Origin of the sequence: Pseudoalteromonas sp. NCCP-2140, from assembly GCF_023708065.1 — a bacterium.
Classification (GTDB): domain Bacteria; phylum Pseudomonadota; class Gammaproteobacteria; order Enterobacterales; family Alteromonadaceae; genus Pseudoalteromonas.
Map to the genome: position 1 here is coordinate 1 of NZ_BRCZ01000012.1, position 13,751 is coordinate 13,751.

Sequence of the window (13,751 nt, forward strand, 5' to 3'; positions counted from 1 at the left end):
TTGCCGTTTCTGCTTTTCAGCTAACGCACGCATTCGCTCTATCGATTGTAGACTTTGCTGTGCTTGTGTCAGTGATTTACACGGGCGAACATTGGGTGAGAAAGAAGCCGCAGCTATTGCAATGACATCATTTGCATCCGTTTTCTGGCCAACTCTAAATGCTTTGACAAATCGAGGGTCTAGAATCACGACTTCATGACCAACACTACGCGCTTTGCGTGCCCAATAATGAGCACCGCCACATGATTCCATAACAACTTTACAGCGAGGTGACGTAGTGAGTATGGTCAGTAGCTCTTTTCTGCTCACCGCTTTATTACTTTGTAGGTTTTGATGAAAAAACTTACCGACTTGAAAAACATTTTTGCTAAGTCGATACTAATTAGGTTAAATTCTGACATGTATGGATTCCTTATTGGTAAAAGTAATTGTCCAATTTCTTTATACCGTACTCACTATATTTGGGGGAGGAGTCCATACATCTCCTACAAGTACACTTTGCCTAGAGCCTAGAGCCTAGAGCCTAGAACCTAGAACCTCGACCTATCGGCTGATCGCTGAAGGCTGAAAGCTCTGTGATGTGTTGGGTTTCGCTCCGCTCTACCCAACCTACGCCAAACTTCCAAGCTTTACTCTTTCAACTTTCCCCTTTCTAACTTTACTCTCGCTAACTAGTAATTCACGACCCAATTTACCCTTTGTTGCAATTTTAATCTTGGTTTAGTACCTGAGCTATGTAAAACTATTTGCGTTTTTAAACCACAATCAGGTGACATGAATGTCTCAAATAAAAGCTTGGAAACTTATTAGCCTGTTTTGTTTGGTAAGCTTGCTTATGGGCTGTGAGTCGAAAGAAGAGCAGCTGAAACAAACAATACAACAATCCATAGAAAAAGCTGAAGTTGAATTAAATCAACTCGGTACAGCGCTTGATAATGGCTCTTTGCGTAATGCGACGATACTTAAACAATACGGCAAGGTGCTTGCTGAGCAGCAACCGCAACTTTCTGAGATCGCCCGTGTAATTAGTCTTGATGCGACTCGTGAAGGGGCTATTTATTCAGGTCTTACACAACGCTTAGCTGATGTTAAGTCTACGTATCTAATACCACCATATGAAGATACTCTTCATCAACTTGATCTTATTCGTGATGCTGCCAAACCGTCTTTATTTCAGGATGCGCTGACAGATCCTATCAATATGCTTGCTGATATGTCGCAGGGGTCACTAGCACGGGTTGGCGCAATTAGTGAGGCCGCTGAAGGTGAAAGTGTTGGTAACCAGTTAGTTGGTAATCCTAACTATGGGCAATGGCAAACGAATAGCAGCGGTACCAGCTTTTGGGTTTGGTACGGGATGTATCGTATGTTAGGCGATGTATTCGACCGAGTTGAGTATGGTCGCTGGAGCCGTCACAGAAAGTACAGCTATTACAATGACTATGGCCGTTACCGTTATTCGAGCCCAAAACAGATTAAAGCACAACAAACGGTAGAGACACGTACTCGTCAGTCTTATCAACGCCAAGGTAAACAATTCACTAGTCCGTATGCCAAGAAGCGTAGTGGCGCATCTGGATTAAGCCGTAGCAGCTATACGCCGCCACGCACACGTAGTAGCTATGCTTCTAGCAGTAGTTACAGTAGAAGCTCTGGGTCATTACGTAACAGCTCGAGCAGAACATCACGTGGCATTAGCCGCGGTAAGTAGTGAAAAGAATAACCACCGGAGTTACAACACATGTATGAATTTAATGGAATAACAACTTGGTCGTTGCAAGCTTTAGCAATCGACTTTGCAATCATTATCGCTTTATTTGTCAGCCTAAAATTTATTAAAGGCTGGGTATCTAACTTACACGCTAATGATGAAATAACTGAGCGTGACAATTTTGCTTTTGGTATTAGTTTTGCGGCTGGGCTTGTGGCACTTGCTATTGTTCTTAGTGGCGTGAGCAGCGGCTCATTTGCACCGACTTTACAACAAGAAGCATTACAAATGCTAGGTTATGGTGTGATGGCGATTGTGCTTATCAAGCTAGGTCACTTCTTCCAAGACAAGGTAGCGCTTCGTAAAGTGAGCCTGCATGACGAAATCGTAAAAGGTAATGCGACTGCTGCACTCATTGATTTTGGCCATGTGGTGAGTGTGGCTATTGTTATTCGCTCAGCTTTATTTTGGGTGGCGACTGAAGGCTGGCATGGTATTCAAATTGTGATCGCAGCTTTTGCCATTGGCAGCATTGCGATGCTACTAATCAGTCAATATAGAGTGCAGTTATTCAAGCGTACTAATCGCAGTGGTGATTGCTTACAGCAAGCGGTTATTGACGGTAACTTAGCAGTAGGTATTCGTTACGCTGGCTTTTTAGTGGGTAGTGCATTGGCATTAACTGCTGCATCAGGTATTGCTCCTTATGCGGCTGACAACATTGTTGCTAGTTTAGGTTACTGGGCATTAAGTGCTGCAGTGAGTTTAGTTGCTTTCATTTTACTACACTTAGTGACTATCAAAATCATCCTATCTGGTTGTGATATTTCAGATGAAGTGAACCGCCAGAAGAACGTGGGTGTAGCAGCTATCTCTGCAGCAATCTCATTTGCGATTGGCTCGACTATGGCAACCTTGTTAGGTGCCTAATTAAGTGTCTACTACAACAAGCGCCCCAAGTAGAGCCAATCTACTTGGGCATGATTTCCTATTAATAACTGTTATGGCCGTACTCGCTGGGTGCGGCCTAATTTATGAATACCTGCTATCTCATTATGCAGGTCGTGTCTTAGGCTCGGTCGAGAGTGCCATTTATGCCATGATCGGCACCATGATTGTCGCTATGGGTATCGGTGCATTTTTAGCACGTTGGTTTAAAGATGCATTTACTGCTTTCGCGTGGCTAGAGAGCATAATTGCTTTGGTCGGCATGGGCTGTATTTTAGCGATAGCGAGTGTTATCGCTGTCAGTTATTCATTGCCGCATATCTTCTCCGAAATTTTTAACTTGCCTGCAGATACCGTACTTAATGGCTATGTATTTGAAAAGCTACAAGAGTGGTCACGTTTCTTACCCTATGTGTTTGGTCTGTTACTCGGGCTATTGATCGGTATGGAGATCCCGCTGATTGCGCGTATTCGCCAGCAAGTTTATGGCCGCTTTTTAGAAAATAATGCGGGAACTATTTACGGGGCGGATTATATCGGTGCCGGTGTCGGTGCTGCTATTTGGGTGAGCATTATGCTTGCTATGCCAATTATGCAAGCAGCAGCTTGGACGGCGTTGTTTAATATTATTGCTGGTCTCGTGTTTTTATGGCGCTATCATCAACATGTTCGCTTCGCTAAGCTACTGCTAGTTTGCCATGTGCTGTTGTTGGTGTTTTTTGCGTTTGTGCTCGTGCTTGGCACCAGCTGGATGAAAAACCTAAGCAATGTTTTATACAAAGATAAAGTTATCTACTCGCAAGCAACTAAGTATCAGCACCTAGTTTTAACTGAGCGTTTGAGCCGCAATCAGCCCAATGCGATTACCGATCTTTACCTCAATGGCCGTTTACAATTCTCAAGTGTGGATGAGCAAATTTATCATTCAATGCTTGTCTATCCTGCTATGTTGGCCTCAAATCGCCATGACCGCGTGTTGATCATCGGTGGCGGTGACGGGCTTGCATTACGTGATGTTCTGAAGTGGCCAGTAGAGCATGTCACTCTGGTTGACTTAGATGGTCAGCTGTTAAACTTATTTGGTAATGATGTTGGCGACTATGATGCGCCAGAGAAAATCAGAACACGTTTAACAGCGCTAAATAAACATTCTATGAGCGATCCCCGGGCTGATATTCGCATTGCAGATGCCTTTTTAGAAGTCGAAGCAATGCTGGCAAAAGGCGAGCGCTTTGACACTATTTTAATTGACCTACCAGACCCTAATCATCCTGATCTTAATAAGATGTACAGTGATTATTTTTATAATCATGTGCGTCAGTTGTTGGCACCTGATGGGGCTGTGGCTGTGCAATCAACATCGCCTTATCATGCGAAGAAAGCATTTTTAAGTATTGCTAAAACAATGAAAGCTGCTGGCTTTGGTTATGTTGAGCAATACCAACAAAATATTCCTTCGTTTGGTCAATGGGGTTGGACTATCGCGACCACCGCTGGCAAATCAGCAAGTCAGCGAATTCGCGAAACTAACGAATTACCGGTGCCATCTCGTTGGGTAAGCAAAGAATATTTATTGGCTTCTTTTGTGTTTCCGAATCATTTTTTTGAACAAGTAAACACGATTGAAGTCAATAGATTAGGTTCAGGAACCTTATATGATTATTACCGCCAAGCGTGGCAAGTTGAAACCGAATTGTACAAAAATTGATATTTTATAGTTGACATAATATGTCGGCTATGCAAATCTTAACTCAGACATAATATGTCAAAACGTAAAAAGGTGAGACATGGAATTAAATGAACTATCAATCAAACTGGCTTCTTTTGAAACAGAAGGTGTGAGCTTTGAGTCTTTCTTGATTGCCAACGAAGGTGAGCAAGATGTGTTACAAGTTATCGTCGATGGGAATGATGAGTTACCTATCTTTGTTACTCAAACAGAAGAGCAATTACTGTGTATTAGCTACCTGTTTGCTGAAAACGAAGTACAAGCAGATATGCGTAATGAGTTAAACGAAACGTTACTACGTTTAAATGTACCAATCCCATTAAGCGCATTTGCAAAAATTGATGATAAATACGCTATTTTTGGCGCGTTATCGGTTAATTCATCGTTTGATGATATTACCCATGAGTTGGTAACACTGGCAGACAATGCGATTGATGCACTTGAAGCCGTGACCATTTATTTAAACGATTAATTAGCAATTTCTGGAGTTAAGATTATGAGTATTTTAAAGAAACTATTTACAGCTGTACGTGGTGGCGCTCGTGAAGCAGGACAAGCAATTGTTGATGCAAACGGTATCCGTATCTTTGAACAAGAAATTGCTGATGCACAAAATGCCCTACAACGCGCTAAAAAAAGCCTGACTGAAGTAATGGCAAAAGAGATGCAAACGAAGCGTAAAATTAGCGCACTAGATGCATCAATTGCAGAACATGAAGCGTATGCAGGTCAAGCACTTGAAAAAGGCAATGAAGCGCTAGCATTAGAAATCGCAGAAAAAATCGGTGATTTTGAAGCTGAGAAAGCAGAGCACGAAGAAGTGTTAGCTGGTTTTAGTAACCACATTGTGCAACTAAAGCAGCAAGTTAAAGATGCTGAAAAGTCGATTAAAGAAAACCAACGTCAATTAACGATGGTTAAAACGACAGAGAGTGTGCAGCAAGCAACAATGGCTGTTAATAGCACGCTAAATACTAATAGCTCATCAATGACATCAGCACGTGAGTCTCTAGAGCGTATTAAGCAGCGTCAGCAAGACCGCCAAGACCAGTTAGGTGCGGCTAAGCAATTAGAAGCTGATACTAATGGCGATGATTTAAAAGCGAAAATGGCTGAAGCGGGTATTGGTGATACCAACCCGAAAAGCGCGGATATTCTGGCGCGTATTAAAGCAAAACAAAATAGCTAATCAGTTAACACAAAGACAAAAGGTAACCCACGCACTGGGTTACCTTTTTTGCTTCAACAAGGAGTCAGCCAATGTTTAACTTTTTCAAATCTAAAAAAGCACCAGAGCGTCAGCTTACTGATCCAAGCCAATTACTCGTTGGTGATATGCTGACGGTGATTGATTCGTTCGCTTACCCAAGCTGGTTAAAAGGACAGACATTGCGTGTTATTGATGTGCAAACGTATCAGTACCAACGTAGTGCAGAGTATGAGTTGGTACTCGAGAGTGAATCTGGCCAAGTGGTGTTTTTGCAAATTGAATCAGATGACGGTGAGCAATGGGCAAATTTTGCGATCAAAATTCAACGCGACGATGTTGATGAGATTTTTACCCTTGATGAGTTCGCTCGTATTTTTGATGAAGACGAATTAACGGCAATTAACGTGCAAAATAGTCCGGAGCGTTTTAGTCACTTTTTAGCATCGAGCTACAAGCAATCAGAAGCGCCTTATGTGTGTTATTTCCATAATAAGGACTACCGTAATAAGCCTTTACCTCGTTATGAAGATGAAGGCGGTGAACCGTGTGAAATGATCTGTTTAAGCTCAGATGATGAATCGCATAGTTTAAATATTGAGATTTGGGAAGGCGGTGAAACAGAGGTATCACTGACGTTAACCAGACCAATTAGCGATATTGTTGACTTATTTCCTGGGGATGCCAAGTGAGTGATGCAAAAGCCAAATGGCAGCGTCAGGAGCAAGCCGTTAGAGCCACGCAAATGGCGTTTGATTTAAGCTCTGAAGTGCAAAAATCAATTAAGAAGCAAGCCATTGACCAAGAGCTTACGCCATCAGATATGATCCGTAAGATTTTGGAGCTCGACGTTAAGTCGAAAAAAACCAGACAGCGTTTATCGTTTAACTTAAATGATGAAGAGATTGCTTTATTGGCTGAGCGCTTTGGTGTTGCAGCCGATGATAAGCGTGCTGTGAAGCAGCGCGTGGCTGAATTACTCATTGAACACAGTAAAAAAAGCTAAGGTTTTGCCTTTACTTCTTTAAGCCCTTACACTGAGACTAGATGTTTTAAAGAAGTGGCATGACTGTGGATATTATTTTACTTGCGTATTTAGTTATTTTTGCATTATTTGGTACTGCAGCAAGTTACTTTGTTCGCTACATTTATGCTTACTGGGTGCATAATACAATGCAGGTTAAATACATATATAAGGCCGGGATTTGTATCATCAGCGTGGTGATAGTATCCGGCCTTATTGTATTGTTTACTTAATCTCGATTGCTTGGCACTGCTGTGAAATACACAGAGATTGTACAGGCAGAACTGGTGAGCAATCGTTAACAGTTAATGCTTGATCAGATGACTTCTCAGCCGCTGTAATTCGCTCTGCAAGTTGCTCTGCTTGCTCTTGTGTGTTGTTTAATGTTGAATAAACCACATAGCGACTTGGGCCACCACATGCCCGCTCACCAACTTCTAACACCTTACATTGAAAACTCGCAGTACAGCTATTATTGCTAACGATATCGTTCAGCTGATCGTTTAAATCACCTAGATCAACGCGCGCAGAACTACCCGACGTTGTTGTTTCGCAACCGCTTAAAGCAATGCTTGCTAACACAGTTGTGGTGATGAAAAGTTTCTTGAAAGTCGATGAACGAACCATTATTGCTTATTCCTTAGTATACACTTGCCGCTGAGCCTTCGATTCTAACACAAGTATTCTCAGAACACTGCGCACCTGGTGCGGTTAGATGCTGACAAATACTCATCATGTCGTTTGCTGCGTTAAATTGCTTTTCAAGGGCGGTGATATCTTTTGCAAGTTTTTCAACCTCAGCCGTGTCAGCTGTTTTGGTTGAATAAACAATGAAGCTACTTGGGCCGCCACAAGCACGACTACCAACAGGTAATACTTTACATTGGCTGCTGTTGTCACAGCTTGGATCATCGATTAATTGTTTAAGTTGCTCATGGGCAGAGCTAATAGTGGCTTTATCTGGGGCTGCTTTGGTCACTTCCTCAGCGTTTTTTATTTCAACGGCTTTTGGTGCCTCGACAAGTTTATTGCTGGTTGCCGTTGATTCGGCTTGCTCATTAGTTGCAGCGTCCGAGCACGCAGTTAATAACACAGGAAATAAAATTGCCAATAGTGGATAGCGCATAACATACCTAAAAATCGTTGAATAAGTACTCACTATCATACACATTGCTCAAAGTGGAGCAATAAAAACGTTAGCTTTCAGTAAGTAGCTCTGTATTCACAGAGCTACAGTAAGATAAAAGTTTTACACCTATCTGCATTAAATAGGTATTACAAACCACCTTGGGTTAGTTTGGCAGGGTTCAGTAACTCGCTCAGTTCTTCGCGCGAAATATCCGTATGCTCAGCAGCAACATCAATAATAGGACGACCTTCTTGATAAGCTAATTTGGCAATTTTTGCGGCTTTGCTATAGCCGATCACCGGATTAAGTGCAGTAACCAGAATTGGGTTTTTAGCGAGCGCTTTATCAACATTGCTTTGGTTTACTTTAAAGCTGGCAATCGCTTTATCTGCCAGTGCTTCACTGCTATTTGCTAACAGTTCGATACTTTGCAAAATGTTTAAGGCAATCACAGGCAGCATTACATTGAGCTCAAAGTTACCCGCTTGACCAGCCACTGTAATGGTCGCGTCATTGCCAATTACTTGTGCGCTGACCATAGCGGCCGCTTCAGGGATCACAGGGTTTACTTTACCCGGCATAATTGATGAGCCCGGTTGTAAAGCCTCAAGCTCAATTTCTCCAAGCCCTGCAAGAGGGCCGGAGTTCATCCAGCGTAAGTCATTGGCTATTTTCATTTGTGCTACAGCAAGTACCTTTAGCTGACCTGACAGCGCAACAATGGCATCTTGTGAACCGATGTTATAAAAGAAGTTTTTGCTTGGGCTAAAGCGAATACCCACATTCTCACTCAAGTGTTGGCAAAACTCACCGGCAAACGCAGGGTCGGCATTAATACCGGTACCAACTGCTGTGCCACCTTGTGCAAGTTCACAAACTCGCTCCAGTGCTTGGCGAATACCAGCCATTGCATGATCCACTTGTAACTGCCATGCCGCCAGTGTTTGTGCAAAACTCACCGGCATAGCATCCATTAAATGTGTGCGGCCGGTTTTAACAATATGGCCCACTTCGGCTTGTTTGTTTTGTAGGCTTTGACTGAGTTTATCGAGTTTAGGAAACAGCTCATAAATGATGTTAATAGCGCTACTTACAGCAATCGCAGTGGGGATCACATCATTTGAGCTTTGTCCCATGTTTACATCATCGTTGGGGTGAACGGTTTCGCCTGCAAATTGGCTCGCCAGCGTTGCAATGACTTCATTGGCATTCATATTTGAGCTAGTGCCAGAGCCTGTCTGAAATACATCAACAGGAAACTCTGAAAAATGCTTACCATCGATGACCTCTTGGCATGCTTGCTCAATGGCTTTGGCTTTACCTTGGCTCAAATGGCCTAAAGCAGCATTACTTTGCGCTGCAGCTTGCTTAATGTAGGCGAGGGCGGTGATAAATTGCTTAGGCATGGCTAAGCCACTAATTTGAAAATTGTTGATAGCGCGTTGCGTTTGAGCTTGATACAAAGCATTCGCAGGGACTTGTAGCTCACCCATGCTATCTGATTCGGTTCTAAATTGGCTCATAAACACTCCTAAATCGGGTTAAATTCTTGGCTGAGAAGGCACGCTTCTCGCTCCAAACTGAAATACTTTTCAATACAGTTATGAGTTTTGTAGTAACGCTTTAGCGCAAGTTGCGGTTTATAAAGCTGAGCTAAACATTGTTTACGAATTGCATTATGCACTAATGAATCACACATCTTTTCAAGTAGTTCATGAAAGGTGCGTCTTAGATACAGCTCTTGCAAAATAAAGTTGTGATGCTTTTCGTAATAGCGTGAAATGTTTAAACCCGCTTCAACATAGTTACCAACAAGTGCAGGGGCATGTAGCCCAGGTCTTTGGCAAACACATTTCATTTGCCGCTGATAATGGAGCATAGCATTGTGAGAGTGCATAGAAAAACCGATTAACTGTAATGATAATTGTTATCATTACAGTTAATCGGTTTTAGTGCAAGTCTTATATAATGAAGCTAAGACTGAATGGATTAACTGTGTGTGATTAATTGTAGCCGAGAATAAAAATCTGGTCTGTTTCATGTTTTTTCGGCGCCTGTACATTTTCTTTGTTACATTGAGAAAGAAGATCGATCACGGTTGCTCTGTCGTCACAACTTGTTAAGGCGGCTTTTTCGCTTTCAGCACGTTCGCTGGCTGCAAGTGCTGCATCTACAGCGGTGTAGGGTGAGATATACATAATATTGCTCCTATTGGTTAACTCACTTAAGAAATAGCATAAGCTGTACCAATATTGATCAATAAATTTAACTTGTTGAAAATTATAGTTTTATATTTTTAACTAATAAATTCACCGCGACTTTATTATTTATTTTTGCTTTACTGTTGTGCACTAATTACCAAACATGGTGCACTAATTTGTATGGATAAACCCTTCTCTCAAGCCTGTGAAAACAACAAATTACCTATTTTAAACGTATTAGCAGAGTTCTTTTCTGATGTGACGGATGTATTAGAAGTCGGCTCAGGTACTGGGCAACATAGTGTGCATTTTGCAACGCATTTAGCACATTTGCAGTGGCATTGTAGTGATCGCGAGGTTAATCACCCGGGGATTTTACAATGGCATCAAGAAGCTGCATTAACTAACTTGCATGCGCCACTGACACTCGACCTTAATGATCCTTGGCCGGTTGAAACTGTGAATGCCATTTTTACGGCGAATACAATGCACATTATTAGCTGGCCACTGGTGGAACGCTTTTTCCAAGGTGTAGCAAAGCATTTAGCGCCAAAAGGTAAGTTGTGTATTTATGGACCATTTAAGTACCAAGGTAAGTTTACCAGTGCTAGTAATGCTGAATTCGATGCGTTTTTAAAACAGCAAGATGCAAATAGTGCGATTCGTGATTTTGAAGCGATTTGCCAACTTGCAGAGCAAGCTGGCTTAGCCTTGGTTGAAGATGTGCAAATGCCAGCGAATAACCAATTATTGCTGTTTAAAAGGCAGTAAGCTTTCGCAATGGGCTTTATAGAGCGCCATATGTTGGCGTTCTCTAGTAATAAAATCGCTAATGGCAGCTGCAAACTCAGTGTGCTGAATATGATGCAGTGAATAGGTAGATACGGGCTTAAAACCGCGACTTATTTTATGCTCACCTTGTGCGCCAGAATGGAACTGTTTAAGTTTGTTGGCAATGCAGTATTCAATGCCTTGGTAATAGCAAAGCTCAAAGTGCAAACTATCAAGCTCATAATTTGTTCCCCAGTATCGACCGTATAAACAGTTCTGATCTTTAAAACTGAGTGTGGCGGCAATCACTTCTCCTTGATACTTAGCGAACATTAACACCAGTTTGTCGGCCATGCTTTGCTGTAATAACTCAAAAAAGGCGGTATTCAAATAACCATTGTGGCCTGAGCGCTTCAAATAGGTTTGGCGGTAAAAATGACTAAATTTCTGCATATGCTGTTTGTTGATGTCAGCACCTTCGAGCCATTCTATGGTTATCTGTTGTTCAGCTATTTTAGCGCGTTCTTTTTTGAGCGATTTACGCTTTCTTGCGGTGAGTGAAGCTAAAAAGTCCTCAAAGTCATTATAGCCTTCATTAAACCACTGAAACTGCACGCCATGACGTTGCATTACGGTATCGCTAGTTAATGCAGTCGCTTGTTGCTGGTGGCAAAAATTTATATGCCAACCTGACCAGCCTAACTGCGCTGCTGTTGCTGTGAGTACATGCTGAGTGTAAGCATAGACTTCAGTGGGGTTATCGTGATTTATACAAATTCTTTGCCCAGCAATAGGTGTGAATGGTACGCCACACAGCCATTTGGGGTAATACTCTAAGCCATGTTGTTGATAGGCTTCAGCCCAAGCCCAGTCAAATACATATTCACCATAAGAGTGGTGTTTTAGATACCCGGGTAGTAAGGCTATGACCTGTTCTTGCTGGTAAATTGCTAGGTGCATAGGTTGCCAACCCGATTCTTCACTCACACAGCCAGTTTGTTCTAAAGCAGCTAAAAAAGCGTGATCAGTAAAGGGTGTATCATTAAAAAATGACTGCCAAAGAGTGGCATCAATCTCACTTATTCGATTAAACCAGCGGTGACTAAACTCACTCATTGTGCAGCCGATTCAATATCTTTGATGAAACCGTTGATATGCATAGCAAGCTTATCGAAATAAGGGTTAAACGTGAGTCGCGCAAAGGGTTTGTGCGCTTGTAAATTTTCGGCTGTTCGTTCACCCATCACAACGTCTTTTTGGTATTTGCAGGCTGTATAAAGCGTGTCGTCATCTAAGTAGCTGCCGCAATTGCGATACAATGCTGTGCGACCGTAGTAAGGGTTGCTGGGCTTATTAACAATACCAATATGTGACATTCCTTTGATTTTTTTACAGTCATCGGTGTCGCAGTAATCACGAATTATTTGGTAATCAGCTGGAAAGCTGGCTGGGATATTATTGTCATCACCATAGTATACAAGCCGATCAAGCTGGTTATTCTTGCGCGTTTTTGGGTCGTGTAGCTTAGTTAAAATTTTAAAGGTCGCTTGGTTATCTATTGTGGTGTCAACATCACTAAAGGTGCTAAATATCGCTACATTAGGGAGTTGGCGATGACGTAGTTCATCAAGGCTAATACGGCTCATTGCTTCGTGACTAGCTGAGGCTGCACTAAATGGAAACGACTCATACTTGGCAAAATCAAGGTCCGCGTCTTTATCAATCCAATTTACAAATGGAATCGCATCGACCCATTTCGCTAGCCAACCGTTTTTATTGTGTGGCTCGCTTGCAGGTGAAAACAACATAGCAGCAGTAATTTTATTATCGACCGGGCCTTGAGTTAAGTAATCAATAACCAGTGCAGCACCGGTTGAGTAGCCCCCTAATATCACCTGATCAAAGTCTTTTAATGTGCGCTCAATGGCATACACGCTAGCCTTTTGCCAATCATCGGCATCTATGTCTCTAAGTGCTGCAGGAGCGGTACCATGCCCAGGTAGTAAAATTGTGCGTACCGTATACCCTTGTTGATAATACACTTGTGCAAGGTCGTGATAGGTAAAGGGTGAGTCGGTTAAACCGTGGATCAAGAGCACTGCTTTACGGCTATTGGCCTGTTTAAGTTCAAATGGGCTTATTAAATCGGCAACAGTCGCGTTAGCTGGTCGAGAGCCTTGTGCAACAAGCTGCTGATAGGTGTCTGTGTAAACAGGGCATGGCAAACTAGCACGCGGGTTTTCGCTACTAATTTGCAGGTAAGCAGCGGTTAAATAGTCACTAAATGCTTGCTCGATATTATAACTAAAGGTGCTATGGGTGCGTGGTAATGGCTCTCTAAATAGTCCTTCGCGCTTACTTTTCATCATCAGTTCTTGGTCTTCAAGCTGAGTAAGGCAGGTTTGTTGCTGCGCCATTAATGAGCTGCTAAAGAGTCCACTGATGGCCCAAGAGATAGCAACTAAGTTGATGAATTTCATATTTTAAGAATCCTTTTAAAGCCTGTTTTTAGCTTATCGAGTTGTGTTTTATTTGCAAGCAAGCTGCGTCAAGCGAGTGGTAAATGACGCTTAGTGAACGCTTGTTTTAAGACTACTGTCGATTCGATGTTAGCAATACAATCAATACTACCTAATTTATGTTTCACAAAGCTTTCATAGCTTTCTAAATCAGCGGCAACGATCTTCAGTAGGTAATCATAACTGCCTGAAATAACGGAACACTCAAGTACATGGTCAAGTTTCTCAACCTGCTGTTCAAATTGCTCAGCAGCGGCAACAGAGTTCTGGTTTAAGCGAACAAAGGCATACACAGACACATTTAAATCAACGGCTTTAGGATTGATGGCAGCATGGTAACCACTGATCACATTTGCTGATTCGAGCTTTTTAATGCGGCGTAGGCAAGGGGTATCGGACAGGCTAACCGAGTGTGCCAGCTCTGAGACAGAAGTTCTCGCATTATCCTGTAAAGCATTAAGTAATTGTTGGTCTTTTTTATCTAATTTCATTTTTATTTGAGTGATTTTCAC

Annotated in this window: 18 protein-coding genes; 9 read left to right on the forward strand and 9 right to left on the reverse strand. The window is 42.2% G+C overall.

The window, feature by feature from the left end:
• Positions 1 to 309: transposase (locus NFU46_RS17595; protein WP_251603666.1), on the reverse strand; the 309-nt coding region annotated here is incomplete at its 3' end.
• A gap of 469 nt (positions 310 to 778) precedes the next feature.
• Here NFU46_RS17595 and NFU46_RS17600 point away from each other — a divergent pair.
• The 8 genes from NFU46_RS17600 (at position 779) to NFU46_RS17635 (ending at position 6,852) form a co-directional block, all read left to right on the forward strand.
• The gene (locus NFU46_RS17600) at positions 779 to 1,711 is read left to right on the forward strand and encodes a hypothetical protein (protein WP_058585354.1); all 933 of its coding nucleotides are present in this window, start codon (positions 779 to 781) and stop codon (positions 1,709 to 1,711) included.
• Between the two features lie 30 nt (positions 1,712 to 1,741).
• Positions 1,742 to 2,641: a DUF350 domain-containing protein gene (locus tag NFU46_RS17605; protein ID WP_251603669.1), complete on the forward strand. Its 900-nt coding sequence runs from the start codon at positions 1,742 to 1,744 to the stop codon at positions 2,639 to 2,641.
• Positions 2,642 to 2,714: 73 nt separating this feature from the next.
• Entirely contained in the window at positions 2,715 to 4,367 is a 1,653-nt protein-coding gene (locus tag NFU46_RS17610; RefSeq protein WP_371319681.1) for a polyamine aminopropyltransferase, read from the forward strand.
• Positions 4,368 to 4,446: 79 nt separating this feature from the next.
• Positions 4,447 to 4,860, forward strand: a complete 414-nt coding sequence (locus NFU46_RS17615; protein WP_054563728.1) for a YjfI family protein — start codon at positions 4,447 to 4,449, stop codon at positions 4,858 to 4,860.
• Between the two features lie 24 nt (positions 4,861 to 4,884).
• Complete coding sequence (locus tag NFU46_RS17620) at positions 4,885 to 5,577, forward strand: PspA/IM30 family protein (protein WP_054563727.1); 693 nt, start codon at positions 4,885 to 4,887, stop codon at positions 5,575 to 5,577.
• Positions 5,578 to 5,648: 71 nt separating this feature from the next.
• Positions 5,649 to 6,287: a hypothetical protein gene (locus NFU46_RS17625; RefSeq protein ID WP_055199258.1), complete on the forward strand. Its 639-nt coding sequence runs from the start codon at positions 5,649 to 5,651 to the stop codon at positions 6,285 to 6,287.
• Complete coding sequence (locus NFU46_RS17630; RefSeq protein ID WP_054554605.1) at positions 6,284 to 6,601, forward strand: hypothetical protein; 318 nt, start codon at positions 6,284 to 6,286, stop codon at positions 6,599 to 6,601. The genes NFU46_RS17625 and NFU46_RS17630 overlap by 4 nt, the downstream gene beginning before the upstream one ends.
• A 65-nt stretch (positions 6,602 to 6,666) precedes the next feature.
• Positions 6,667 to 6,852, forward strand: a complete 186-nt coding sequence (locus NFU46_RS17635; protein WP_251603672.1) for a hypothetical protein — start codon at positions 6,667 to 6,669, stop codon at positions 6,850 to 6,852.
• Here NFU46_RS17635 and NFU46_RS17640 read toward each other — a convergent pair.
• The 5 genes from NFU46_RS17640 to NFU46_RS17660 form a co-directional block, all read right to left on the reverse strand.
• Positions 6,845 to 7,246, reverse strand: coding sequence for a hypothetical protein (locus tag NFU46_RS17640; protein ID WP_058585357.1), 402 nt, complete (start codon positions 7,244 to 7,246; stop codon positions 6,845 to 6,847). The two genes, NFU46_RS17635 and NFU46_RS17640, sit on opposite strands and share 8 nt — an antisense overlap.
• Before the next feature lie 13 nt (positions 7,247 to 7,259).
• Positions 7,260 to 7,745 carry a hypothetical protein gene (locus tag NFU46_RS17645; protein ID WP_054554607.1) on the reverse strand — a complete coding sequence of 162 codons (486 nt, stop codon included), beginning with the start codon at positions 7,743 to 7,745 and terminating at the stop codon, positions 7,260 to 7,262.
• 149 nt (positions 7,746 to 7,894) lie between these two features.
• A complete protein-coding gene (locus NFU46_RS17650; RefSeq protein WP_251603675.1) occupies positions 7,895 to 9,271 on the reverse strand; it encodes an aspartate ammonia-lyase in 1,377 nt (458 codons plus the stop codon).
• 8 nt (positions 9,272 to 9,279) lie between these two features.
• Positions 9,280 to 9,645 carry a hypothetical protein gene (locus tag NFU46_RS17655; RefSeq protein ID WP_251603678.1) on the reverse strand — a complete coding sequence of 122 codons (366 nt, stop codon included), beginning with the start codon at positions 9,643 to 9,645 and terminating at the stop codon, positions 9,280 to 9,282.
• A gap of 106 nt (positions 9,646 to 9,751) precedes the next feature.
• Positions 9,752 to 9,946, reverse strand: coding sequence for a hypothetical protein (locus NFU46_RS17660; protein WP_054554610.1), 195 nt, complete (start codon positions 9,944 to 9,946; stop codon positions 9,752 to 9,754).
• Between the two features lie 183 nt (positions 9,947 to 10,129).
• Between NFU46_RS17660 and NFU46_RS17665 the strand changes: the two genes are divergently transcribed.
• Positions 10,130 to 10,720, forward strand: coding sequence for a DUF938 domain-containing protein (locus tag NFU46_RS17665; protein WP_251603680.1), 591 nt, complete (start codon positions 10,130 to 10,132; stop codon positions 10,718 to 10,720).
• Here NFU46_RS17665 and NFU46_RS17670 read toward each other — a convergent pair.
• The 3 genes from NFU46_RS17670 to NFU46_RS17680 all read right to left on the reverse strand — a co-directional run bounded on the left by NFU46_RS17670 (position 10,697) and on the right by NFU46_RS17680 (position 13,730).
• Positions 10,697 to 11,836 carry a GNAT family N-acetyltransferase gene (locus NFU46_RS17670; protein WP_251603682.1) on the reverse strand — a complete coding sequence of 380 codons (1,140 nt, stop codon included), beginning with the start codon at positions 11,834 to 11,836 and terminating at the stop codon, positions 10,697 to 10,699. The genes NFU46_RS17665 and NFU46_RS17670 overlap by 24 nt on opposite strands.
• Positions 11,833 to 13,200, reverse strand: a complete 1,368-nt coding sequence (locus NFU46_RS17675) for a carboxylesterase (RefSeq protein ID WP_251603684.1) — start codon at positions 13,198 to 13,200, stop codon at positions 11,833 to 11,835. Before NFU46_RS17675 ends, NFU46_RS17670 begins: the two co-directional genes overlap by 4 nt.
• Positions 13,201 to 13,268: 68 nt before the next feature.
• A complete protein-coding gene (locus tag NFU46_RS17680) occupies positions 13,269 to 13,730 on the reverse strand; it encodes an Lrp/AsnC family transcriptional regulator (protein ID WP_062566269.1) in 462 nt (153 codons plus the stop codon).
• Positions 13,731 to 13,751: the final 21 nt, after the last annotated feature.